Below are 23,172 nucleotides of genomic sequence, written 5' to 3'. Positions count from 1 at the left end.
AGCCATGTTTTTAGATCCACATGGCAGGATCCACGTATTCAACAGGGTCAACCAGAGGTTTCTTCTTTTCAGGAGTACGTGGCCGTGATTTTGCAGGGATGCCGGTAATGATGGAGTCGGCAGGATGATCATGCACGACGACGGCGTTGCCACCAATAGCTGATCCAGCACCGATTACTACGGGACCGAGAACTTTTGCTCCGGCGCCTATGGTCACCTGATCTTCAATGGTGGGGTGGCGCTTGGTTTTTTCTAACGAACGCCCGCCTAAAGTGACCTGGTGGTAGAGCATAACGTCATCACCAATCTCTGCCGTCTCACCAATCACAATGCCCATACCGTGGTCTATGAAAAAGCGCCGACCTATGGTGGCGCCCGGATGAATTTCAACACCGGTCAGAAAACGGGAAAACTGTGAGAGTGTACGAGCAGCTAACTTGGTGGAGTCATTCTGCCAGAGCCTATGGGAAATCCGATGGATCCAGATGGCGTGCATTCCCGAATAATTGAGAAGAATTTCCACTGTGCTACGGGCAGCAGGATCGTGGGCGCGAACTGTTGCAAGGTCTTCAGAAAAACGATCAAAAAAGCTCATGTACTAACTTTCCTCAAAATGTGCAGGCATATCAGCGTACAACTTCAGCCTGTCGTAACTTCTTCGCTGAAAGCACCTTGGCTCTTAGTATCTGATACTACAAGGTGGCGAACAACTTGAGCTGTTCGCCACCTTGGGAAAATAGAGATTCTGGTGCTTAGCCGCGAATATCCTCGTACAGAAGAGTAGAGATGTAACGTTCGCCGAAATCGGGAACTATTGCCACAATGAGCTTATCTTTATTTTCTGATTTCTTGGCTTCTTCGAGCGCAGCCCATACCGCGGCACCGGAGGAAATACCGCCCAAAATGCCCTCTTCAGTTCCGAGCGCACGTGCAGTTTTGACTGAATCTTCAGCCGATACAGGAGTTACCGCATCGTAAATCTCGCGATCAAGTGTATCGGGCACAAAGTTAGCACCCAGACCCTGAATCTTGTGAGGACCAGCTGAACCACCGGAAAGCAAGGGGGAGTCAGAAGGTTCTACAGCAACAATCTTGATGTCGCTCTTCTTCTCCTTGAGGTACTTACCAGCACCTGAGACGGTACCACCCGTACCCACGCCCGCTACAAAAATATCGATTTCGCCATCGGTAGCTTCCCAAATTTCTGGGCCGGTGGTGGTGTAGTGAATTTCTGGGTTAGCCTCATTTGAGAACTGCGAAGCCAGGATTGCATTTTCTGAGTTCTCTACAATCTCGCGAGCCTTTTCCACGGCCCCGCGCATTCCATCGGCACCTGGAGTCAGAACAATCTCTGCGCCAAACGCGCGGAGCATCACCCGGCGCTCGTTGGACATGGTTTCAGGCATAGTCAGAATAACTTTGTATCCACGCGCTGCGCCAACCATCGCTAGGGCAATACCGGTATTACCAGAGGTGCCTTCGACGATAGTGCCGCCGGGCTTGAGGTCACCGGACTTTTCTGCGGCATCGATGATGGCGCGACCGATACGATCCTTTACCGAATTAGCAGGATTATAAAACTCTAGTTTGACGGCTACATTGCCGGGCAAATCAGCGTCAAGACGGTTCAGACGCACCATGGGGGTACCGCCAATAATTTCCGTGACGTTGTTGTACATCTTAGACATAGCTTTTCCTTTCGGAAGAAAATATTTTGCTTCCCTCACTACTTTACGGAGATTAAGAAGGAAGCAGTAATATTTGAGAAATGTTTTGTAATGTTTAGGGTTGTATCACAAGAGGTATTCAGCGTATTGCTGGCGTACTTTAGAAACCTTAGGGTTGACGATGGCCATGCAATACCCAGCGTAAGGATTCTTCTGGTAGAAATTCTGGTGGAGTTCTTCAGCTTCCCAGAAGGTCCCCAGCGGCTCAATCACGGTAACTACCGGTCGTTCCCACACCTGCTCGGCACGTTTCTTTGCCGCTTCGAAAAGTTGTTTTTGTTCTTCATTTTCATAGAAAAGTGCTGAACGGTATTGGGAGCCGACGTCGGCGCCTTGGCGATCCCAGCTGGTGGGATCGTGCGAAGTGAAGAAGATATCCAACATGACGTCTGCGGGTATCACCGTTTCATCGAAGGTCACTTTGTCTACTTCTACATGGCCTGTTTGACCAGAACAGACGCTATAGTAGTCCGGGTTATCGGTGGCGCCGCCTGTATATCCCACCACATTTGATTGAACGCCTCGGATATTTCGATAGACCGCATCAATGCACCAAAAACATCCTGCGCCCACTACAAAACTTTGCATTGGATTGATATTTCCCTTCAATCATTCACTGAAATTTGTTGATTTATACATTTCAACGAATACCCTGAGGTGGAAATTCCTCGTGATCTCAATTAATTTTCTGGGACAATACCTTGTATGAATACTCAGAATGTACCTTCATTAGAAAAAGTTTTAGAAGTCTTCCACGAGATGTTTCCCCTTTCGATTGCAGAGAGCTGGGATGCCAGCGGCCAGGTGACAGGGCGCCCATCCGACCCGGTCCGTACCGTGGGCTTTGCGGTTGATGCCACGGTAGCCACAGCCCATGAGGCCGTATCGCGCAATGCCCAATTGCTGATTACTCACCATCCACTTTTGCTTAAGGGAACATCATTCTTGCCGGCGAGTGACTATAAGGGCGAGGTGGTGCATACTCTGATTGAGAACCACTGCGGGTTACTTGGTGCTCATACAAACGTGGATTCTGCTCCTCTGGGAACCAACGATGCGTTCATGAAGAATCTGGGGATTGCTGCAACAGAAATTCTAGATTCCCCTGAGACTGTGGAAATTGAGGGAAAACAGGTTGAAGTTGGAATCGGGCGAGTAGGTTCACTTCCTGCCCCCCTTACTCTGAAGGAACTCGCAGAGAAAATTGCGGATTTTCTGCCGGCAACAGCCGCTGGTCTGCGGGTAGCCGGAACCCCTCAGACCAAAATCCAAAAAATTGCCCTGTGTACCGGCGCGGGAGACTCCCTCTTTGACGCCGTACGAGCCCATCAAGCAGATGTATATATTACAGCTGACCTGCGCCATCATCCTGCCTCTGAAGCTCGTGAAACTGCCTTGATTTCTGGCTTAGGCACACCCTGTTTGATTGATTGTTCGCATTTTGCCAGCGAGTGGTTATGGATGACGGACGCGGCAGAAGCCCTGAAACAGCGATTAGTAAAACAGGGATTCGAAATTGAAACCTACGTATCTGAACTCAATACTGACCCGTGGGATTTCGTTGTTTCCACCAGCGTCGTAGATGGATCGGCAAGCACTGCTCTCTTGAAGTAAGAGAGTATTGGTCTAATATTTCAGGCTACCGGGGGAGCGGGCACCACCAGCGTGAGGATCCCCGCTTGCTTCGGTGTTGCGGGGGTAATCTCGACGGTCCAGTGAGAGTTAAGCTTTTCTGAAAGTTTTTCTATGGAATCGCAGGATAGAAGTTTTTCCATTATGAGATAGCGAGCCAGTAGCCCTCGATAGTGTTTAGCGAAGTGGGATACTACTTTTCTGCTGCCGTCTTTTTGCACTTGCTCGACACGGACTAAATAGGTCTGCGCCTGAGGTGGTTTCCAGGCATTGGAATACGCCGCTGATCGGCAGTCGATGATGAGGTGGCCCTGGGCGTAGTCTGCTAGGAGGGATGAAAGTTCCCCTCGCCAAAATGTTGCGAGATTACCGCATTCTCCTAATCGAATGCCCATCGATAGCCGGTAAGCGGGAATTCTGTCGGTGAGTTTCAGAGCACCCCACAAGGCAGAAATAACTAAGATGGACGAATCTGCTCTTTGTTTTTGAGCTGCGGTGAACGATGAATAGTCTAAAGCTTCATACAAGACGCCCGTATAAACTTCAGCAGCGGCAGCGGCTGGCTCCGCAAGAATCCTCTGATTACGAATAATCTCTGAGCTAAGTGTCTTGCCTACCTTGAGGAGCTGGGGAGCATCGTGGTGACTGCTAACCGTCATGAGCTCTTTCGCTACCAACTCTCTCGCTTCGGTCAACTCAGAAAAGCTGAGATTTGCGAAGTCCACCGGCTCGCCCTTTGACGCTGGAGCTTTACCTTCTGATGGGGGTAACAAAATAAGCATGACTTCAAGTGTAGTAAAGTTTAGAGACGGACGGGACGCTCGGGCAATCGCGCGGTGAGATGTAATGTCCACCTCGAGGAAAGTCCGGGCTCCACAGCACAGGATGGTCGATAACGTCGACTCAGGGTAACCTGCAGGCTAGTGCCACAGAAAAAAGACCGCCTTTTACGAGGTAAGGGTGAAAAGGTGAGGTAAGAGCTCACCAGTATCTCAGGTGACTGAGATAGCTTGGTAAACCCCATTCGGAGCAAGGTCAAACAGAGCATGAAGTAGGCTGTGCGTCGAAATGCTCGGGTAGGCTGCTTGAGCTCTACGGCAACGTAGGGCCTAGATGGATGATTGCCACTTGTTGTACAAGTACAAAACCCGGCTCATAGAGCGTCCCGTCCCTTTTTCTGCCTGATATCTTCTCCCTTAGTGGCCAAAGGGGTCTGGGTCTACTCCTGGCGTCCATTGGTGTCCCTCATGGGTCCAATCTTCTCGCTTTGCCACTTTCTTAGCTTTTGCCCCCCACTTTTTGTTGAGGCGATTTATATAGAGTTTGCCATCAAGGTGATCAGCTTCGTGTTGCATGACACGCGCAAACCAGCCGGTTGCCTCAAACTGTAGAGGCTTACCTTCGACGTCCCATCCCGAAACTTTGACCCACTCAGCTCGTTTGAGAGGAAAGCTATAGCCGGGGAATGAGAGGCAGCCCTCATCTTCGGTTTCAGGCTCTGGGTCCTGCGTAGAGATTTTGCCCAGGGTGAGGAGGGGGTTGATGACTACGCCAACGGGCGGTACGCCGTCCTCATTCTCAAAGGAGTAGGTAAACAGACGCAGCCCCACTCCGATCTGGGGAGCGGCAAGTCCTACACCGTGGGAGGCTTCCTGGGTCTCATACATATCTTCAATGAGAGTCTTTAACTCAGCATCAAACTGTGTGACGGGCTGAGCAGGTCGATGAAGTACGGGGTTTCCGTGGATAACGATTGGCCGGATAGTCATTTCAACTCCTGAAAACTTCTGGTTCAGAGCGTGTATAGAGGGTATAGATAAAGCAAAAAAAGGGTCGTTATGGAAACCATAACGACCCTTTATTCTTGGGGTGATCGACGGGGGTTGAACCCGCGACCTCCTGGACCACAACCAGGCGCTCTGCCGACTGAGCTACGACCACCATGTGCTTCTACATTCAATGAATTTCTTCATCCGTGCTTGGCAACAGAGAATACTCTACTGGAATTCGCTCAAAAACCAAAATTGAACAGAGCACTTTCGCGGTGATGGTTATCACTCTGCGGTGAAAGGTTCTTAGCTTAGCTCCTGCCTGCTGTTCTGCACCTTTTGTGCGATTGCAGAGGCTGCCTTGGAATCAGGCCCTGGTGCCGGCACAAAAACGGCTTCGCGATAGTAACGAAGTTCATCAATCGAATCCCGAATATCTCCAAGGGCGCGATGGTTTCCAGTCTTGGCCGGGGCATTGTAGTGAGCTTTGGGGAACCAACGGCGGGAAAGTTCCTTAATGGTTGAAACATCAATGACGCGGTAGTGAAGGTAATCAATCAGTTTAGGCATATCCCGGCTGAGGAAAGTCTTGTCTGTGCCGATTGAATTTCCCGCAAGTTGTGCCTTGCGCGGCTCGGGTACAAACTCCTGAATATAGTCGAGCACCTGACGCTCGGCGTCTCCCATTGAGATTCCCTGTTCTAGTTCATCGAGTAGACCAGATGTCTTATGCATGTTTGTTACAAAATCATCCATGTTCTCCAGCGCAGCAGGGTCAGGCTTGATAATGACATCTGCACCTTGACCCAATATGTTGAGTTCTGCATCGGTCACAAGTGCTGCGACTTCAATCAGAGCATCGTTCTCCAAAGAGAGCCCTGTCATCTCGCAGTCAATCCATACAATTCGTTCATTAGAAATAGACACCCTTCTAACTTACTCCCCAGGCGAGCTCTACTCAGCATTTTCGCTCTGCAGCAGAATACTTGGTGATATTTCACAGAAGTAGTGTCTACCAGGTGGTCAGTAGGGGTGTTCGGGTTCGGTAATATCAGGAGAGTTCAGTAAATCCCGCGATGCAGGAGCCCAATGTCTGCAAATAAGGTTCAGCGACCCGCTAGTAAGCGAGTAGGCAAGCGATCTAAATATATTTATGGCAACCCATTACGTACCATAGTGCTCGGTACCTTGGGATCGCTATTGATGATGGTGGGCTCATTTGGCGTGGGATGGCTTGCGGATGCTTCCCCTCTGCAACGAATCCCCTTTGTAATCTCCTTGCGGTACAACATTTCGGGGATTATTCTCTGCATTATTTTGCTTGCAGTAGGTGGCATGATTATGTGCCGTGAATGGCTCCGGCTGTCCCAAAAACTCATCGTATGGAGGGGAAATGCCAAACGGTATACCTGGTTGGCTATCGTGTGCTGGACTACCCCTCAACTTATCGCATTCCCGCTCTTTTCCCGAGATATATTTTCTTATTTTGCTCAGGGGCGAGTGATGCTCAGTGGGCAGAACCCCTATGAAGTGGGCGTCTCCTCTATCAACAATTTCTTCCAGTATGGAGCAGATCCTTTATGGGCGCAGTCGCCTCCGCCTTACGGCCCCATCTTTCTCTGGATTGAACAAGGGGTTGCATGGCTGGCGGGAACAAACGTCGATTTAGGTATCTATCTCTTCCGCGGAGTTGCAGTTTTTGGTGTAGCTCTCATTGCCTACTTTGTGCCTAAGATTGCTGCTTTGCACAATATTAACGGCGTCCGAGCGCTCTGGTTGGTCGTCGCTAACCCTCTCTTCATCGCTCAGTTTGTAACCGCAGGGCACAATGACGCTTTGATGACCGGATTTGCCGTAGCGGGAACGTATTTTGCTGCCGCTCATCGTAACTGGAAGGGTGGAATTCTCGGAATCACACTGGTTACCCTAGCGATTGCTGTCAAGCCTATTGCTCTGGTGATCTTGCCCTTCATTGGTTTATTGTGGGCAGGGCGAGGAGCATCATGGCCCCGAAAGTTTATGTTCTGGGCTTTGACATTGGCCGTATCTCTGGCGGAATTGGGCATAATGGGACTCATCAACGGTTTTGGGTTCGGCTGGGTCGGTGCGCTTTCCACGACTAGCGGTCAGCTGATTTGGTATGCACCGGTTGGTTTTATTGCCTGGATGGCGGGCATGATTTTTACCCCGCTCTTGGGCGGAGAAACCGCCGAAACTATTCGCGATGCCATTGGTTCCATGGGGAAGCTCATCGGTATGTTGGGCGCCGTCCTGGTGATGTTTGTGGGGCAAGACTCCAAACTGGTTCGACGAATTGGTATATCGCTGGGTTGCATCGTCATCTTTGCACCCATGATCCAGTCCTGGTACCTGCTCTGGATTATTCCATTCCTTGCCGCATCCGGCATTAGAACTGATTGGCAATTAGACTTCTACTTCATTACCACATTGTTCTTCATGATTTACGCAGTCAGCGACCAGCTCGATGTTTCTCCCTACATTCAGGACTTCGACATGAATATGGGGCGTCTCATAGCCGTCGTCATTTCACTGGCCTATGCGAGTTATCTGGTGTTCATTGACCCTGCAACGCGGAGAGTCCTTCGCCGAGGAAAACGTTCCTCCATCTACCAGGTCATCATCTAACGAGCGTTCTTTGCTCTGCCCCATAGAAATGAGTAATATGGGGAAGGTTCACTCTGTGAACTGTCGCCTCAGTAGCTCAGTGGATAGAGCAGGAGCCTTCTAATCTCTTGGTCGGGGGTTCGACTCCCTCCTGGGGCACACAAATAACCCGTCTGACGAGAAGTAACGCTAGTCAGACGGGTTATTTTTTTATTGCTGTACCAAAGGGCGATTCATGGAACGTATCGAATCTGATATGTCCTATCCACTGAGCAAGCTATTTCTGCCGCGAACGCAGGTAGTGGATGCCGTCGTCCTGCGCAGAATTCTTGAATTTAAGGATATTATCTGGATCCAGCAACGATACCTGTAAACCCTCTTCCTGTAGCCGATGCAAACCATCGAGTAGCATATGCCGGCCCACCCGGTTAGCTTCACTGACCCGCGTCAAATCTATGACGACGTCGGTACAGTTGTATTCCAACTCTTCAAGCTGGGAAAGTATTTCTTCGGCGTTGGAGAACTCCAAGCGTCCCTGAAGCTCAATAATTAGTTCATCGCCCACCTGCCGGACGGCACGAACAGCATGGTAACTGTATGCCTCAGTGTCCATGATGTGCAGACCCATGCGATCAGAAAGCTCTTTGAATACGCGAATTCCTCGAACGCTATTACCCTTAGCATCCAGGCTGGGAGAGAAGACTCCGAGACCCAACTGACCGGGCAGGACACCTAGAATACCACCTGAAACTCCAGATTTCGCAGGAATGCCGACATCCGCAAACCAGGTCCCCGAGGCATCGTACATTCCTGCAGAGACCATCACTGAAAGTACTTGGCGGGCTACCAAAGGTTCAATAACCTGTTCACCGGTATGCGGCTGGATACCCCCATTGGATAGCGTGGCGCCCATGACAGAAAGATCGCGAATATTGACTTTGACGGCGCACTGGGCGATATAGCCTTCCACCACCCCGTGAGCTGGCCCATCAAAGACGCTCAAGCCCTTCAGCATGTGCCCCATGGCAAAATTGCGCTCTGCGGTCTCGAGCTCTGAAGTGAAGACATCCTGATCAATCGTCAACTCTCGGCCAGCCAAGCGGGAGAAAAATTCGCGAAGATACTCAATGCGTTCCTGGCTCGGGGTATCCTTCTCTAACAACAATCCGTGAACGGCAATCGCCCCCACATTAATCATGGGGTTATCGGGTCGATTGCTATCTTCTTCAATTGAGAGCTCGTTGAAAGCTTCGCCCGAGGGCTCCACTCCAACTCGTTCGCTCATATACTCTTTGCCGTGCATATCTAAAGCTGCTGCATATGCAAAAGGTTTGGACATAGATTGGAGGGTGAACTCAATGTTGTCATCCCCCACGGAGTAGGTACGTCCCTCAACAGTCGTCATGGCAATCCCAAAACGATGAGGATTAGCGCGAGCCAATTCGGGGATGTAGGAGGCGCGCTCGCCACCGTCATGATTGCGGTTACGCTCGAGAAGTTCGTTGAGGTAGTCAGTTACGGGGCTCTTCATTCCTCCACAGTAGCGAAGCAGGGGAGAAGGCGCCAAATACTTTCATCTACGTCCCTAGTCGCTTAAGAGGAGAAACGTTGAGGTCGCAAGCTAGTTTTCTTCAATGACTCGAATGAGACCGAGTGCTTGGGCAGCTGAACAAAGCACTGTTGGACCCCAAAATTTTATTCCGAACCCTGCCAATTCTTTAGCTAATTCTATGGATTCTTCACAATATTGTGGCAAGGATTCGTAATCTGAGACGGTGGGATAGTTCTCAAACGCATCTATGAAAATTTGTGCAAGATTAATTTCATACTTAACAATTATCTGCGCATTATTTCTGCACGCCCTGAATTTTTGTAGGTTTCTAATGACGGCGGGATCCGTGCAGATTTTTATCAAATCTTCATCGGTGAGATTCGCAAGAGCGTCTAAGTCAAAGTTGCAAAGCGCAGTAGCGATTGCTGACCGATGCTTGAGGACGGTTTCAAAACCTAACCCCACTTGAAAAGTGAGAAGGCACAGTTGTTCAAAAACTTCTTCTTGAACGAGGGACACCTGCGACCATTCTTTACGGTAGTAGGTTTCGGTTAGTTCGCCGCGAACCCACCGGGGACGAGCCAGCGAGGGTGCATATTTATGAGTTTGTTGCGGGTGGATTTCAATCATGGCACCACGATAAGCCTGGAAAGGCGCCGGGAGCGAGGAAAAATTCTAGCTGTGGATAACCCGCTTGTGGAAAGACACAGACTTTTCCACAAAACCAAAAATTCAGATAAATAAGGGAAGATATCCACAGGTTTACGACTCCTCACCCGGCACGAAAACCCGCGATGAGCTCCAATGAGAGAACAAATTTTATTTTCACACTCAGGAGTAAACCATGACAGATATGATCACCATCCGCGGATTCGTAGCCACTACCCCTACGCTTAACAAACTGCCCTCAGGACTTCCTGTTGCAAACTTTCGAGTTGCGTCAACTCCTCGATGGTACGACGCGCAGCAGCAGGTGTGGCGCGAAGGAACCACGAATTGGTACACCATCAACTCCTACCGGGCGCTCGCCCAGCACGCCAATCGAAGTATTTTCGTCGGGCAGCCAGTGATTGTCACCGGCAGACTTAACGTCAAGCAGTGGAGCAACGACGACGGACGTAAGGGCACCACAGTTGAAATCGATGCATCAGCGATTGGCCATGACTTGAATCTAGGAACATCTTCTTTCAATCGTGCCATTCATCCTGATACACAGGGCGAAACTCAAAAGAGCTCTATCCCGGATACTTCAGAAAATGGGCAGCACAATGGTATCTCTTCAGAATCTGAAACTTTCCACCCATCAGAAAATGCTGGAGACAACGCACCAGATACACATGGTTTGGTAGAAGGAAATACCACAAATAACGAAGCAGTAACTGCCATGGTGTAACAACCCTTCACCCCGGTGGACCCACCTCGCTCGATGAGGCGGGTCCGCACTGCACAGCCAATCTCTCTTCTCACTGCATCTATTTTTGTTCTCAAGAGGAGAGCAAACTACACGGGCGTGGAATATTTGACGGAACACGGTAGCCTTATAAATATGGCTGAATTTATTTATACGATGAGCAAAGCCCGCAAAACTGTGGGCGATAAAGTCATCCTCAATGACGTATCCATGTCATTCTTCCCCGGTGCCAAGATCGGTATGGTTGGCCCTAACGGTGCTGGTAAGTCAACCATCCTTAAAATCATGGCTGGACTTGACACTCCATCAAACGGTGAAGCGCGGCTATCACCCGGTTACAGCGTGGGAATCCTCCTTCAGGAGCCCCCGCTGAACGAAGAAAAAACTGTATTGGGCAATGTCGAAGAAGGCGTAGGCGAAATCAAGGGCAAACTTGATCGATACAACGAAATCTCTGAAGAGATGGCGAACCCCGAAGCTGACTTCGACGCGCTCATGGAAGAAATGGGAAAACTTCAAGAGGCTATCGACGCCGCCAATGCATGGGATCTCGATTCTCAGCTTGAGCAGGCAATGGAAGCACTTCGTTGCCCTCCTGCCGATAGCCCCGTTTCAAACCTCTCCGGTGGCGAGCGCCGTCGTGTGGCACTGTGCAAGCTCTTGCTGGAGAAACCCGACCTTCTTCTGCTCGATGAGCCCACCAACCACCTCGACGCTGAATCCGTTCTGTGGCTTGAGCAGCACCTGAAGTCCTACGAGGGCGCAGTTATTGCTGTAACCCACGACCGTTACTTCTTGGATCACGTCGCTGAATGGATTGCTGAAGTTGACCGCGGCAACCTCTACCCCTATGAAGGTAACTACTCCACCTACTTGGAGAAGAAGCGCGCCCGTCTTGAGGTTCAGGGTAAGAAGGACGCCAAGCTCGCTAAACGCCTTTCCGACGAACTCGATTGGGTTCGTTCGAATTCCAAGGGCCGTCAGACGAAGTCCAAGGCTCGTCTCGCACGCTACGAAGAGATGGCAGCAGAGGCTGAGAAGACTCGCAAGCTGGACTTCGAGGAAATCCAGATTCCTCCAGGACCTCGCTTGGGTAACGTCGTCATTGAAGCTGAGAACTTGCAGAAAGGCTTCGACGGTCGTTCCCTCATCAACGGTCTGTCCTTCTCGCTGCCTCGAAACGGCATCGTAGGTGTTATTGGTCCTAACGGCGTCGGTAAATCGACCCTTTTCAAGACCATCGTGGGCATGGAGGAGCTCGACGGCGGCGAACTCAAAATCGGCGATACCGTCAAGATTTCCTACGTGGATCAGAACCGAGCAAACATCGATTCTGAAAAGACCCTCTGGGAAGTAGTTTCTGACGGACTCGATTACATCCAGGTCGGGCAGGTAGAAATGCCCTCTCGAGCTTACGTCTCCGCCTTCGGCTTCAAAGGTCCAGATCAGCAGAAGAAGGCAGGAGTGCTCTCCGGTGGTGAGCGTAACCGCCTCAACCTAGCTCTCACTCTGAAACAGGGCGGCAACTTGTTGCTCTTGGACGAACCGACCAACGACCTCGACGTCGAAACCCTCGCATCGCTTGAAAACGCACTCCTGGAATTCCCCGGTTGCGCAGTCGTCGTATCACACGACCGCTGGTTCCTCGACCGAGTCGCCACCCATATCCTTGCGTGGGAAGGTACCGAAGAAAACCCCGATAACTGGTACTGGTACGAAGGTAACTTCGAATCCTACGAGGAAAACAAGGTAGAGCGATTGGGCCCTGAGGCAGCCAAGCCCAAGCGCGTGGTTCACCGCAAGCTCACCCGCTAATCGATTCTACAACCACACCAAAAGCCCCATTGTTCCCGCAGAACAATGGGGCTTTTGGGCATTCATTTAAGACCCGGGAAAACTCGACTAATCCTGGTAGGGAGCCGTAATATTCTCCCGGTATTCAGGCAAGCGAAGCATCGTTTCCTGCGCAACAGTAGCCACATGCACTCCTTCTGCCGTAAAAATCTTGCCTGTCGCTAACGAACGTGCATCCTGAGCACTGGGTGAATCCAGCACATACAGCAACCATTCATCAGCACGCGCCGGGCGGTGAAACCACACCGCGTGATCGAGGGAAGCAACCTTCATACCTTGCTCCAGCCAGTACTTGCCGTGCGCTCGTAGGCCAGGTTCAACAGGCACGTAATCTGAGGCGTAGGCGATTGCAGCTTGGTGGATGACGGGGTCATCACCTAGCGGAGCGAAAGCTTTGAACCAGATTGCTGTACTGGGTTTGCGCTCGGGATCTGCCGCGAGCCACAGCGGTGGCTCCACATGTCGGATGTCAAAGGGGCGTTCAAAGGCGATTGCCTGGGCAATGGGCAAAGGAACATGCCCGACGAGTTCAGCCACCGTGGGCAAAGATTCTGGATCGGGGATATTTTCAGGAGCGGGGGAGCTGTGCTCGGCACCTTGAGTATCAGTTTGATAGGAGGCAATGGCAGAAAAGATTTCTTCAGACGCCTGCGAGGCTTGAATGCGTCGGGTAGAAAATGATCTTCCGTCGTTAAGTTTCTTGACGTTAAAGGACAGTGGCTGGTCAACGTCTCCTGGCCGCACAAAGTATGCATGAATCGAGTGCATGGTGCGGTCTGCGGCAACTGACTGGGCCCCAGCAACAATTGCTTGGGCAAGGACCTGACCACCATAAATACGGCTGGATTCCCTGTTAAGCGTCATCGCTTCAAAGCTTTCGAAGCCGTCTTGAGATTCCTTTGGATTGAGTTGCAACATGCGGAGGAGGTCATCAACTGCCGGTACTCCAGCGGTCTTTTCTTCAATACGTTCTGTGCTATCGGACATGTTCTTACCTTCTCACAACGCGGTAATCTATTGAATGTACTTACCTTCTAATCTGCAGTAGAAAGGCAACCGTGGCAGAAAATTCATCTCAGAGCGGATTCCCTGACTCCCTACATCTAGGCGATGCCAGGACAGCAAAAGACCTAGCAACTTTTATTACCCGGATAAGATCCGTAGATTCTCAAGCTGCTGTACGGCTGACCGCTTCCGGCTCAGTTCTTGCCGCATTCGTAAGCACGCTATACCCCCAAACACTTTTAGATACCACCCCCACAGTGTTGGGAATGCGCGCCATGAGGCTTCAAACTCCTGCCCATGTGGACGTCGTCGTCGAAAGTTCTGCACTTCTGGATAGATTGGCTCGTATTGCCGAAGAAAATTATTTCCTCAAAATCCCTCCTGTAATTGTTTCTGCGCCGTGGAGCGGGACCACACCGCCTCTCCAAGGGTGGGAAGAAAAAGGTGTCATTGACGCAGGCGACCTTTTCACTGCCGCCAGTGAGGGCATGAAAGCCGTTGACGGAGCTCTTCCTCAAAATCCCGGACATGCAGTACTCGATACTGTTCGTTCGCGCATCTGGACTTCATCTCTAGAGCTAAAAGCAGAAAGCAACACGGTGTTGCTGCAAGAGGTTGAACTCCCCAGCGCGGTCGCTTTTACCGCCGTCGTGATGGGCTTTCTACCCCCAGTATTTGAAGGTACGTTACGCGTTTTTTGCAGTGGTGAGTGGGTAAGAATAACCGCGCCTGGGGGATATATTCTTTCAAAGCGGGGCAAATAGATTTACTCGGGATTGTGTGGGTGCTCTGCTGAGGACGCGCGGTTTTGCATTGCGTGCGCCGATCGTTCGAGGTAATCCCACAGCTCTGCCTCGTGCAACGGGGATAGATTCAAAGTATCAACCGCCTCACGCATATAACCCAGCCAGATATCCCGCTCTTTAGGACCAATTGCAAAAGGCATGTGTCGCATACGGAGCCTAGGGTGACCTCTTTCAATCTGGTATGTTTTCGGTCCACCCCAATATTGTTCGAGGAACATCCGCAAGCGGCGCTCTGCCGGTTCTAAATCTTCTTCGGGATACATTGCCTTGAATTCAGGGTCAGCGGCAACGCGCAGATAAAATTCCCGGCATAATTTCTCAAAGACGGGGGCGCCGCCTACTTGGGCGTAAAAACTGTGAGGGTTAATATTTTCACTCATGCAACCAGTGTAGGCGCTCTGGAAAAAATGCCCAATGACATTGATAAGTAACCGAACATCGCTTCTTCGCAAAGAAACGATGTCCGGTTATTTTTGAATACATTCTAGATATCAGCTGTCTGAACCTTCAAGGCACGCTCTGCGCCATCTCGGGCTTCTGAAATCTGACGGGCTAATGAACCCGCATCTTCAGGCAAGGATGCCAGGAAGTTTTCGGTTTTCTCCAGTAACTCAGCAGAGTAATTGCGGGGATAAAGCCCCACGATGACCTGCTGGGAAATTTCATGACTGCGGTCCCGCCAGACCTTTTCCACAGAATCGAAATACCGATCTATGTAAGCATCGGTAAGCTCATTCTTATTTCCACTAAAGAAACCTGCAATTGCCGAGCGCTGAATAATGTTAGAAAGCTTATTGCTCTCTACGACGTCGTTCCATACGTTTTCTTTTGCTTGGGCGGTAGGGATTGAAGCCTTGGCAGTTGCAGCAGCCTGCTGGCCGTTCGAAGTATTGTCTTTCTCCAGCTCGGCGTCGATATCCTGCTCAGTACGCCGTCCGCCAGCTGCAAGAGAGGTAACGAGAGTCCAGCGCAAATCGGTATCGATCTCAAGACCCTCTAAAACGGTTTCTCCTGTGAGTAACGATTCCACCACATCTAGCTGTTCTTCGGTTTCCGCTAGGCGAGCGAAGGTGCGCACAAATTGTAGCTGGTTATCGGAGTCAGCTTTGGCCGCCTGTGTGATTTCCCAGAGTCGGTTGGCTGCCTCAATACGGGTTTTCTCAGCGGAGGCACGGGCAACGTAAGAACGTAAAGTCAGTTCCAGGTTAGCGAGTTGAACTCGAACAGCAGTGGAGTTCGTTTCTTCACCGATGTTGTTCAGCACCAAGTCGACGAAAGAGCGGGCCGGCATCTCTGCATCGCGGGTGGTATCCCAGAGCGAACCCCATACCACTCCTCGTGCTACTGGAGAATCGATCGCACCTAGATGCGATATAGCTGTTTCTCGGGATTTCTCATCCAAACGAATCTTGGCGTAGGCGAGATCTTCATCGTTAACCAGAATGAGATCAGGACGGCTCTTACCAGCTGCTTCTGTAACTTCGGTGCTTTCGCCGTCGATATCCAGCTCGAAACGGTCGGTGCGAGTTAAAGTGCCATCTGTGAGATTGTAGAAACCCACTACCAAGCGATGCGGTCGAAGCGTTTCATATCCATCAGCAAAACTCTGGCGGATCCTTAGCGAGGAAATTTTGTCCTCAGCTTCTTCGACCTCAGTGCTGAGAGTGTTGACGCCGGCTGTTTCTAGCCATTTCTTGGACCAGGTTTTGATATCTCGGCCGGATGTTGCCTCAAGCTCCACTAAGAGGTCGTCCAGAACGGTGTTTTTAAAGGCGTGTTTGGTGAAATATTCACTGAGTGCTGCCATGAAATTTTCTTGTCCGACCCAGGCCACCATTTGACGAAGCACAGAAGCACCCTTGGCATATGTAATGCCATCAAAGTTGACCTGGACATCGTTCAAATCGCGGATTGGTGCGACGATGGGGTGGGTTGAAGAGAGCTGATCTTGGCGGTAAGCCCATGTCTTTTCAGATGCCGAGAACGTTGCCCATGCTTGAGAGGCAAAACGAGTGTTTTCTGCGGTGGCAAGCGTAGACATGAATTCTGCGAAAGATTCATTGAGCCACAAATCATTCCACCATTTCATGGTGACTAAATCGCCAAACCACATATGGGCTAGCTCGTGCAGAACGGTTACAGCGCGGCGCTCAATGAGAGCTTCTGTGGTTTTAGAGCGGAAAATATAATCTTCGAGGAAGGTCACAGCACCGGCATTTTCCATGGCGCCGGCATTAAATTCGGGAACGAAAAGTTGGTCGTATTTCTCAAAGGGATAAGGGGTTTTGAACTGTTCTTCATAGAACTCGAACCCCTGACGTGTAATGGTAAAGATTTCTTCAGAATCTAGATATTCCATGAGAGATTTGCGAGCGAAAATACCTAACGCGATGTCGCGTCCCTCTGAATTCGTCAGAGATGAGGTGACTTTTTCATATGGCCCCGCAATGAGAGCTGTGATGTAAGAAGAAATGCGGGGAGTTGGCTTGAACTTCCAGGTCTTTGAACCTTCAAGGGAATCTTGTGAAACTTCTGGTTGATTTGAGATTACTTCCCAATGGGCGGGTGCCTTGACGGTAAATTCAAATTCTGCCTTGAGGTCTGGTTGTTCGAAAACAGGGAATACGCGGCGAGAATCGGGAACCTCAAACTGTGAGTATAGGTAAACTTCGCTATCTACCGGATCAACGAATCGGTGCAAACCTTCGCCGGTATTGGTATAGAGAAAATCGGCATCGATTTTTAGCACGTTTTTCTTGGCAAGAGCAGGTAATTGGATCCGTACGCCATCAGCATGGGAAGTATCCACGGACTCGCCGTTGAGTTCAATTGATCGCACTGAATCGGTAATTGCATCGATGAATGTGCTCTGACCTTCCACCGCATCAAAAGTGATGACAGCTTGAACGGGAAAGACTTTTTCATCCGCAGTGAGATCAACGGTCACTGCGTAAGAATCAACGCGTGTAATGATGGATGCGCGTTCTTCAGCTTCAGCGCGCGTAAGGTTCATGCCGGGCATAAGGCACCTTTCTTCTTGAATCGTTGAAAGAGTGATTCACAACTTTAGAAGCACCCTAGGGCTCACATAGAATGTGAATAGCCCTTTCGAGCTTACTCTTGATAGTAGTGGGCTAACTCATATATTGAGAACTTTTGTCTGATTCATAACCCTTTTGTAGTAGCTAGTCATTCACTGAAGCCAAGAGTGGCAGAAAAGAGAACTAAGGTGCGAGTACACATTGCAACTGATCATGCCGGACTTGAAATGAGCCGGTACTTCATCGATGAACTCACCAAACTAGGCTATGAGATGGTAGATCATGGTCCTGCTGAATACGATGCTCTTGATGATTATCCCAGCTTTTGCATTAATGCAGCGCTGGCGGTTAAACACGATCGGGAGTCCGGTCTCGACTCGTTGGGCATTGTGCTCGGAGGATCAGGTAACGGTGAGCAGATGGCGGCGAACAAAGTTGAGGGAATCCGCGCGGCTCTGGCATGGAACCACGACACCGCAGCACTAGCGCGTGAACATAACAACGCTCAGGTTGTCGCTATTGGCGGACGCCAACATTCTCTTGAAGAGGCCCTGGAGATTATCAAGATTTTCCTTTCCACCCCATGGGCGGATGTCGAGCGTCATCAGCGACGCATCTCTCAGATAGAAGAATTTGAAAAAACGGGAGATATCTCGGGAAAAAATATTGAAAATTTTTCAGGACAGTAATGCCTGAAGGACATTCTATTCACCGACTTGCCCGACAATTCAATGATGTTTTTGCCGGGCAAGTTCTGCAACTTTCCAGCCCGCAAGGTCGGTTCGTAGATGGCGCTCAACTTCTCGACGGTCATCGTTTAGAAGAGGCTTTTGCCCACGGAAAGCACCTTTTTCTCCGATTTGATAATGATCTTTACCTCAACGTACATCTGGGTATTTACGGTGCCTGGAATTTTGGAGGGGATCAACAGTTCCGTGGAGCTTCATCCATCGGAGCGCCTCGAAAGGTAGGGGAATTTGAGCTTACAGAGGGCGCTGAGGTGGGGGAGTACAGCAGTCCACCACCACCCAAGCCGACTGTGCGCATCCGTATCGTTTCTGCCCATGGATGGGCGGATTTAATTGGACCGACCGTGTGCCGCACGCTAACTGCTGATGAGAAGGAGATGGTGCGCGCTCAATTAGGGGCAGATCCGCTCGATGGTGATGCGAATCCCCATCAGTTCTTCTCTGCACTTTCAAAAACTGCCCGACCCATCGGCGTCGTCCTCATGGATCAAAAAATAATTTCTGGAATCGGAAATATCTTTCGCGCTGAGGTCTTGTACCGACAGCAGATTGACCCTTTTCGCCCGGCAAAATCGTTGAGTGTGGAAGAACGGCACGCTGTATGGGAAGATGCTCAAAAACTATTGCAAGTCGGTGTAGAGCTGGGGCGGATTGTTACCACTGAAGAGGATTACCGTCCGGGTATACCCTTGGCAGAAGCGTGGCCAGAACATGCCAACTATGTCTATCAGAGGCAAGGACAAGTATGCTTTCGTTGCGGAGAAATAATCCGGGTTCAGCAAGTTGCGGCGCGGAACCTTTTTTGGTGTCCTGGCTGCCAGAACTAAGCCATATTGGACGCAATCTTCTCAAATAAAACAACAAAATTCAGCACCTGTGGTTTTTCGATTTGACAAGATACCGGAAAATTGTGTTTACTGTATAAGTCCCATCCGGACAGATGGGGATGTAGCTTAATGGTAAAGCCTCAGTCTTCCAAACTGATTACGCGGGTTCGATTCCCGTCATCCCCTCTCAATAAAAGCTTCACCCGCGGGGAGTCGTAGGTCAGGCATTTTTATTGCCCACTCCATGAGGAATAATGAAGCGTGTTTCCGCAAGAAGCCACGCCGAATATTTTCTGATGGATCTAAAAGTGGGAAAATCCAAGAAATACCGCTAAACTTTTTAGTGCTTGCGGCATTTTGCGGGGTGTGGCGTAGCTTGGCTAACGCGCCTGCTTTGGGAGCAGGAGATCGCAGGTTCGAATCCTGTCACCCCGACATGAGTTAACAGAACCCGCCGCATATCACGGCGGGTTTTTGTTATTTCATAAGCCTAAAGATATTGAAATGCACACTCAACCGAGTTTGCGTCACCGACTATGTATCAGGAGACCCACGGACGTGAAAACTGCCGTCGAGAAGCTTAATCCGACCCTCGCAAAGATTGAGGTCGAGATTCCTTTCGCAGAATTCAAGACCTACCTTGATCGCACCTACAAGTCCCTAGCTGAGCAGATCCAGGTTCCTGGCTTCCGTAAGGGTAAGACCCCTCGTGCACTCATTGAACAGCGTGCAGGCTTTGATTTCATCGTTGAGAACGCACTGAATGAAGGACTCAACGAGTTCTACCAGCAGGCTCTTGCTGAAAATGATTTGACTCCTCTTGCACAGCCCGAGCTGGATATTATCTCCAAGCCCGAAGAAGATGCTCGTGAGAACGATGTCAAGCTCACTATTGAAGTTACTGTACGCCCCGAGGTTGAGGTACCTAACTACGAAGGCATCAAGGTTGAGGTAGCAGCAACTGAAGTTTCGGCTGAAGACGAGCAGAAGCAACTGGATGCACTGCGTTCACGTTTTGCTACTTTGAAGACCGTAGATCGTCCTGCAGCTAATGATGACTTTGTCACCATTAACCTCAACGCTTCTATCGATGGCGAAGAAGTTGACGCAGCGAACGACCTTTCTTACCAGGTTGGCGCAGGCACCATGCTTGAGGGTCTTGACGAGGCGCTCACCGGTCTTTCTGCCGGTGAAGATGCTACTTTCGAAACCAAGCTTGCAGGCGGCGAGCACTCCGGTGAAGAAGCAACTGTAAAGGTTGCCCTCACCGCAGTTAAGGAACGCGAACTTCCTGAAGCTGACGACGATTTTGCTCAGCTTGCCTCAGAGTTCGACACCATTGATGAACTCAAGGAAGACCTGAAGAAGCAGGCTGCTGATTCCAAGGTTGCAGAGCAGGGCGCAGAAGCACGCGATAAGGTTCTTGCAAAGCTCGTTGAGATGGCTGACATCGAAGTACCTGAGAAGGTTATCGAAGAGCAGATTAACCAGCACTTCAACAATCCCAGCGCTGAAGAAGGTCACGATACCGAAGAGCACCGCGCAGAAGTTCGTGAAAATGCTGAAACCGCATTCAAGAACGAGATGATTCTTGATGCGATTGCTGAGAAGGAAGAAATTGGTGTTGAGCAGGCTGAGCTCATCGACTACATCATCACCATGTCTTCTCAGTACGGTATGGATCCCAACCAGTTCGCACAGATGCTGGATGGCTCCGGTCAGGCTGGTTTGATGGTGGGCGAAGTACGCCGTTCCAAGGCTCTTGCAGCTGTCATCGAAAAGGCAGAGGTCAAGGATTCCGAGGGAAACATCGTGGATCTTTCAAAGTACCTGGGTGGAAACGAAGAAGCTAAAGAAGAATCAGCTGAGTAGTATCTAGCTCGAATACATCAAGGGAGGCTCCGAATGGAGTCTCCCTTTTTTGTGCCCAATAAATGGTAAAATAAATAAGAAATATAAGTATGTTCTAATTGAAGTTAGGTAAGGCTTAGTTTAGCGTGGAGAGCGACAAGTTTTTGTCCACATAAAACATACACACCAAAACTCAAAGGAATTTTCATGCGCAAGCCCACCCTAGCGATTACTTCTTTGGCCGCGACTGCCCTCCTTGCACTCACGGCATGCGGTGGAAATACAGCTTCTGAAACACAATCTGCAAGCGACTCCTCAGCAACGTCGTCCTCCGCTCAGTCAGAGCGCACTATCTCAGTTGAAGATAACTTTGGCACGCATGAACTTTCCTTACCGGTTGAAAACGTTGCTGTAACTGATAACCGTTCATTTGAAATCCTCCAGAATTGGGGAATCGAACCTGTTGCCGCACCGAAGTCTCTTATCCCTGCGACTCTTTCAGAGATGAAAAATAATGAGAACATCATTGATATCGGCACTCACCGCGAACCTGACCTCGAGGCGCTTGCAGCAGCCGAACCCAAACTCATTATTAATGGGCAACGTTTCTCCCAATACTATGAAGACATCAAAGAACTGAACCCCGAAGCGACCCTCCTCGAATTTGAGCCGCGTGAGGGAGAACCTCTTGACCAAGAACTTAAGCGACAAACGAAGGCTTTGGGAGAAATTTTTAACAAAGAAAAAGATGCCGAAAAACTTATTGCTGATTTCGATCAGGCGCTAGAGCGTGCAAAGAAGGCCTACAACCCTGAGCAGAAAGTCATGGCAATCAACGTTTCTGGCAGCGAAATTGGTTATGTTGCACCGGGCAAAGGGCGTTTCTTTGGTCCCCTCTATGATTTAGTGGGCATGACGCCGGCTATGGAAGTTGAGAACACCTCGGATAACCACAAGGGCGATGACATCAGCGTTGAAGCTATTGCTCAATCCAACCCTGACGTGATGCTTGTTCTCGATCGTGACGCGGCAATTTCTTCCGGAGAATCAGCAAAACCTGCTCAAGAAGTTATTGAGGGAAGCGATGCGCTAGCAAATGTCAAGGCTGTAAAAGACAAGAAAGTTATTCTCGCGCCTTCTGATACCTACACCAACGAAAATATTATTACCTATACAGAGATGCTGAACCAGATGGCTGATACCTTTGAGCAATCAAAATAACGAAAATATTTAGTGTCCATTATTTCCTATTGCTCACAGGTCGCTCTACCGGGAGCGGCCTGTGGAGGTAAAGATTGAATTCAACTGTAGCACTCACACCCAAGCCACGCACCAGCCGAGCGCCACTCTATACAGCAAAATTAGGGCTCGGCTGCTTGCTGGTTCTAATTCTGCTGGCGCTCTCCCTCCTCACCGGTGCCTTCGATATTTTTTCAGGGGAAGAGGGCAGAGAAATGTTTGCAATCAGCCGAGTCCCTCGAACCATTGCGCTAGTGCTTGCAGGAGCCGCGATGTCCATGTCCGGATTGGTCATGCAGCTGATTACTCAAAATCGCTTTGTGGAGCCTTCTACTACTGGTACAACTGAGTGGGCAGGTCTGGGATTGCTGACTGTCCTGTTTTTTTATCCTTCGGCGTCCATCTTGTTCAAGATGTCCGCTGCCGTGGCATTTTCTTTTATCGGTGCGATGATTTTCTTTCTCTTCTTGCGCCGAATTTCGCTCAAATCGTCCCTTATCGTCCCCATCGTAGGAATTATGTTGGGTGCAGTAGTGAGCTCTGTATCCACTTTCTTTGCTTTGCAGACAGATATGCTTCAGTCGCTGTCTGTCTGGTTCGCAGGATCATTTACCTCTATCTATCAGGGGCAATATGAAATCCTCTGGATGGTTCTGGGCGTTGTGATTGCCGTATTTATTTTGGCCGATCGTCTAACACTAGCGGGTCTGGGTGAAGAATTTTCTACCAACGTGGGGGTGAATTACCGACGAATGGTACTGATTGCAACTGCCCTCATAGCGATTGCCACCGGTGTAGTGACCGTGGTTGTGGGGTCCCTTCCTTTTCTGGGATTGATTGTGCCAAATATCGTGAGTATGTTCCGCGGGGATGATTTGCGGAGTAATCTCCCATGGGTATGCCTGGGCGGAATCGCTGTGGTAACCCTGTGTGATATTCTCGCCCGCATTATCATTGCCCCCTTCGAAATGCCTGTTTCTGTGATTTTAGGTGTTTTGGGAGCTACCGTCTTTGTAGGGCTGGTTGTGAAAGGTGGAGCAAATGCGCGATGAGAGGACGGACGCTGGGCAAGTGCTGTTGATGC

At 50.1% G+C, this 23,172-nt stretch carries 21 protein-coding genes, 4 tRNA genes and 1 other RNA gene; 14 read left to right on the top strand and 12 right to left on the bottom strand.

Going from position 1 to position 23,172, the window contains the following annotated elements:
• Positions 1–10 precede the first annotated feature (10 nt).
• From epsC to msrA, 3 genes are all read right to left on the bottom strand, one after another.
• Complete coding sequence (gene epsC, locus A7E48_RS04590; protein ID WP_068170107.1) at positions 11–595, bottom strand: serine O-acetyltransferase EpsC; 585 nt, start codon at positions 593–595, stop codon at positions 11–13.
• Positions 596–752: 157 nt separating this feature from the next.
• Positions 753–1,688 carry a cysteine synthase A gene (cysK, locus tag A7E48_RS04585; protein WP_068170103.1) on the bottom strand — a complete coding sequence of 312 codons (936 nt, stop codon included), beginning with the start codon at positions 1,686–1,688 and terminating at the stop codon, positions 753–755.
• Positions 1,689–1,793: 105 nt separating this feature from the next.
• Complete coding sequence (msrA, locus tag A7E48_RS04580) at positions 1,794–2,315, bottom strand: peptide-methionine (S)-S-oxide reductase MsrA (RefSeq protein WP_068170100.1); 522 nt, start codon at positions 2,313–2,315, stop codon at positions 1,794–1,796.
• Between the two features lie 117 nt (positions 2,316–2,432).
• Between msrA and A7E48_RS04575 the strand changes: the two genes are divergently transcribed.
• A complete protein-coding gene (locus A7E48_RS04575) occupies positions 2,433–3,341 on the top strand; it encodes a Nif3-like dinuclear metal center hexameric protein (RefSeq protein ID WP_068170099.1) in 909 nt (302 codons plus the stop codon).
• A gap of 20 nt (positions 3,342–3,361) precedes the next feature.
• Here the strand turns inward: A7E48_RS04575 and A7E48_RS04570 are convergent, their stop codons facing one another.
• Entirely contained in the window at positions 3,362–4,141 is a 780-nt protein-coding gene (locus A7E48_RS04570) for a YaaA family protein (RefSeq protein ID WP_068170096.1), read from the bottom strand.
• Between the two features lie 31 nt (positions 4,142–4,172).
• Here A7E48_RS04570 and rnpB point away from each other — a divergent pair.
• Positions 4,173–4,531, top strand: an RNA gene (gene rnpB / locus A7E48_RS04565) — RNase P RNA component class A.
• A gap of 24 nt (positions 4,532–4,555) precedes the next feature.
• On the opposite strand, the gene def is transcribed toward rnpB, so the two are convergent.
• From def to orn, 3 genes are all read right to left on the bottom strand, one after another.
• On the bottom strand, positions 4,556–5,128 hold the full coding sequence (gene def / locus A7E48_RS04560) for a peptide deformylase (protein ID WP_068170091.1): 573 nt from the start codon (positions 5,126–5,128) through the stop codon (positions 4,556–4,558).
• A gap of 96 nt (positions 5,129–5,224) precedes the next feature.
• Positions 5,225–5,300, bottom strand: a tRNA-His gene (locus A7E48_RS04555).
• Positions 5,301–5,434: 134 nt separating this feature from the next.
• Positions 5,435–6,055 (bottom strand): oligoribonuclease, encoded by a 621-nt coding sequence (gene orn / locus A7E48_RS04550; RefSeq protein ID WP_083147191.1) that lies wholly within the window; start codon positions 6,053–6,055, stop codon positions 5,435–5,437.
• A gap of 162 nt (positions 6,056–6,217) precedes the next feature.
• On the opposite strand from orn, the gene mptB reads away from it, so the two are divergent.
• Positions 6,218–7,774, top strand: a complete 1,557-nt coding sequence (mptB, locus tag A7E48_RS04545; RefSeq protein ID WP_068170088.1) for a polyprenol phosphomannose-dependent alpha 1,6 mannosyltransferase MptB — start codon at positions 6,218–6,220, stop codon at positions 7,772–7,774.
• A gap of 65 nt (positions 7,775–7,839) precedes the next feature.
• A tRNA-Arg gene (locus A7E48_RS04540) sits at positions 7,840–7,912 on the top strand.
• 118 nt (positions 7,913–8,030) lie between these two features.
• Here A7E48_RS04540 and A7E48_RS04535 read toward each other — a convergent pair.
• Both A7E48_RS04535 and A7E48_RS04530 read right to left on the bottom strand, forming a co-directional pair.
• On the bottom strand, positions 8,031–9,284 hold the full coding sequence (locus tag A7E48_RS04535; RefSeq protein WP_068170086.1) for a glutaminase: 1,254 nt from the start codon (positions 9,282–9,284) through the stop codon (positions 8,031–8,033).
• Between the two features lie 90 nt (positions 9,285–9,374).
• Positions 9,375–9,935 carry a DNA-3-methyladenine glycosylase I gene (locus A7E48_RS04530; RefSeq protein ID WP_068170083.1) on the bottom strand — a complete coding sequence of 187 codons (561 nt, stop codon included), beginning with the start codon at positions 9,933–9,935 and terminating at the stop codon, positions 9,375–9,377.
• Between the two features lie 214 nt (positions 9,936–10,149).
• Between A7E48_RS04530 and A7E48_RS04525 the strand changes: the two genes are divergently transcribed.
• Both A7E48_RS04525 and ettA read left to right on the top strand, forming a co-directional pair.
• Complete coding sequence (locus A7E48_RS04525; protein ID WP_068170081.1) at positions 10,150–10,698, top strand: single-stranded DNA-binding protein; 549 nt, start codon at positions 10,150–10,152, stop codon at positions 10,696–10,698.
• A gap of 153 nt (positions 10,699–10,851) precedes the next feature.
• The gene (gene ettA / locus A7E48_RS04520; protein ID WP_068170078.1) at positions 10,852–12,531 is read left to right on the top strand and encodes an energy-dependent translational throttle protein EttA; all 1,680 of its coding nucleotides are present in this window, start codon (positions 10,852–10,854) and stop codon (positions 12,529–12,531) included.
• Between the two features lie 87 nt (positions 12,532–12,618).
• Here the strand turns inward: ettA and A7E48_RS04515 are convergent, their stop codons facing one another.
• Complete coding sequence (locus A7E48_RS04515; protein WP_068170075.1) at positions 12,619–13,557, bottom strand: acyl-CoA thioesterase II; 939 nt, start codon at positions 13,555–13,557, stop codon at positions 12,619–12,621.
• A 71-nt stretch (positions 13,558–13,628) separates the two neighbouring features.
• On the opposite strand from A7E48_RS04515, the gene A7E48_RS04510 reads away from it, so the two are divergent.
• Positions 13,629–14,339: a hypothetical protein gene (locus A7E48_RS04510; protein WP_068170072.1), complete on the top strand. Its 711-nt coding sequence runs from the start codon at positions 13,629–13,631 to the stop codon at positions 14,337–14,339.
• A 2-nt stretch (positions 14,340–14,341) separates the two neighbouring features.
• On the opposite strand, the gene A7E48_RS04505 is transcribed toward A7E48_RS04510, so the two are convergent.
• Positions 14,342–14,761 (bottom strand): globin, encoded by a 420-nt coding sequence (locus A7E48_RS04505; RefSeq protein ID WP_068170068.1) that lies wholly within the window; start codon positions 14,759–14,761, stop codon positions 14,342–14,344.
• Between the two features lie 104 nt (positions 14,762–14,865).
• Positions 14,866–17,403, bottom strand: coding sequence for an aminopeptidase N (gene pepN, locus A7E48_RS04500; protein WP_068170065.1), 2,538 nt, complete (start codon positions 17,401–17,403; stop codon positions 14,866–14,868).
• Between the two features lie 207 nt (positions 17,404–17,610).
• Here pepN and A7E48_RS04495 point away from each other — a divergent pair, with 207 nt between their 5' ends.
• From A7E48_RS04495 to A7E48_RS04465, 7 genes are all read left to right on the top strand, one after another.
• Positions 17,611–18,111, top strand: a complete 501-nt coding sequence (locus A7E48_RS04495; RefSeq protein WP_068170062.1) for a ribose-5-phosphate isomerase — start codon at positions 17,611–17,613, stop codon at positions 18,109–18,111.
• On the top strand, positions 18,111–18,998 hold the full coding sequence (locus A7E48_RS04490; RefSeq protein WP_068170059.1) for an Fpg/Nei family DNA glycosylase: 888 nt from the start codon (positions 18,111–18,113) through the stop codon (positions 18,996–18,998). Before A7E48_RS04495 ends, A7E48_RS04490 begins: the two co-directional genes overlap by 1 nt.
• Before the next feature lie 115 nt (positions 18,999–19,113).
• Positions 19,114–19,184 (top strand) — tRNA-Gly (locus tag A7E48_RS04485).
• A gap of 174 nt (positions 19,185–19,358) precedes the next feature.
• A tRNA-Pro gene (locus A7E48_RS04480) sits at positions 19,359–19,433 on the top strand.
• A gap of 123 nt (positions 19,434–19,556) precedes the next feature.
• Complete coding sequence (gene tig, locus A7E48_RS04475) at positions 19,557–20,870, top strand: trigger factor (RefSeq protein WP_068170056.1); 1,314 nt, start codon at positions 19,557–19,559, stop codon at positions 20,868–20,870.
• A 186-nt stretch (positions 20,871–21,056) separates the two neighbouring features.
• Positions 21,057–22,070 (top strand): siderophore ABC transporter substrate-binding protein, encoded by a 1,014-nt coding sequence (locus A7E48_RS04470; RefSeq protein ID WP_068170052.1) that lies wholly within the window; start codon positions 21,057–21,059, stop codon positions 22,068–22,070.
• 74 nt (positions 22,071–22,144) lie between these two features.
• Positions 22,145–23,140 carry an ABC transporter permease gene (locus A7E48_RS04465; RefSeq protein WP_068170050.1) on the top strand — a complete coding sequence of 332 codons (996 nt, stop codon included), beginning with the start codon at positions 22,145–22,147 and terminating at the stop codon, positions 23,138–23,140.
• Positions 23,141–23,172: the final 32 nt, after the last annotated feature.

It is taken from the genome of Rothia sp. ND6WE1A, assembly GCF_001683935.1.
GTDB classification, from domain to species: domain Bacteria; phylum Actinomycetota; class Actinomycetes; order Actinomycetales; family Micrococcaceae; genus Rothia; species Rothia amarae.
Note: the sequence above shows the minus strand (reverse complement) of the source record. Positions and strands in the feature narration are given on the sequence as shown.

Coding starts and splice junctions, on each gene's coding strand:
- A7E48_RS04505 (WP_068170068.1), bottom strand. CDS start 14,761: ATGAGTGAAAATATTAACCCTCACAGTTTTTACGCCCAAGTAGGCGGC.
- def (WP_068170091.1), bottom strand. CDS start 5,128: ATGACTATCCGGCCAATCGTTATCCACGGAAACCCCGTACTTCATCGA.
- A7E48_RS04530 (WP_068170083.1), bottom strand. CDS start 9,935: ATGATTGAAATCCACCCGCAACAAACTCATAAATATGCACCCTCGCTG.
- A7E48_RS04515 (WP_068170075.1), bottom strand. CDS start 13,557: ATGTCCGATAGCACAGAACGTATTGAAGAAAAGACCGCTGGAGTACCG.
- cysK (WP_068170103.1), bottom strand. CDS start 1,688: ATGTCTAAGATGTACAACAACGTCACGGAAATTATTGGCGGTACCCCC.
- pepN (WP_068170065.1), bottom strand. CDS start 17,403: ATGCCCGGCATGAACCTTACGCGCGCTGAAGCTGAAGAACGCGCATCC.
- A7E48_RS04570 (WP_068170096.1), bottom strand. CDS start 4,141: ATGCTTATTTTGTTACCCCCATCAGAAGGTAAAGCTCCAGCGTCAAAG.
- A7E48_RS04490 (WP_068170059.1), top strand. CDS start 18,111: ATGCCTGAAGGACATTCTATTCACCGACTTGCCCGACAATTCAATGAT.
- A7E48_RS04575 (WP_068170099.1), top strand. CDS start 2,433: ATGAATACTCAGAATGTACCTTCATTAGAAAAAGTTTTAGAAGTCTTC.
- A7E48_RS04535 (WP_068170086.1), bottom strand. CDS start 9,284: ATGAAGAGCCCCGTAACTGACTACCTCAACGAACTTCTCGAGCGTAAC.
- A7E48_RS04525 (WP_068170081.1), top strand. CDS start 10,150: ATGACAGATATGATCACCATCCGCGGATTCGTAGCCACTACCCCTACG.
- A7E48_RS04470 (WP_068170052.1), top strand. CDS start 21,057: ATGCGCAAGCCCACCCTAGCGATTACTTCTTTGGCCGCGACTGCCCTC.
- ettA (WP_068170078.1), top strand. CDS start 10,852: ATGGCTGAATTTATTTATACGATGAGCAAAGCCCGCAAAACTGTGGGC.
- mptB (WP_068170088.1), top strand. CDS start 6,218: ATGTCTGCAAATAAGGTTCAGCGACCCGCTAGTAAGCGAGTAGGCAAG.
- epsC (WP_068170107.1), bottom strand. CDS start 595: ATGAGCTTTTTTGATCGTTTTTCTGAAGACCTTGCAACAGTTCGCGCC.
- msrA (WP_068170100.1), bottom strand. CDS start 2,315: ATGCAAAGTTTTGTAGTGGGCGCAGGATGTTTTTGGTGCATTGATGCG.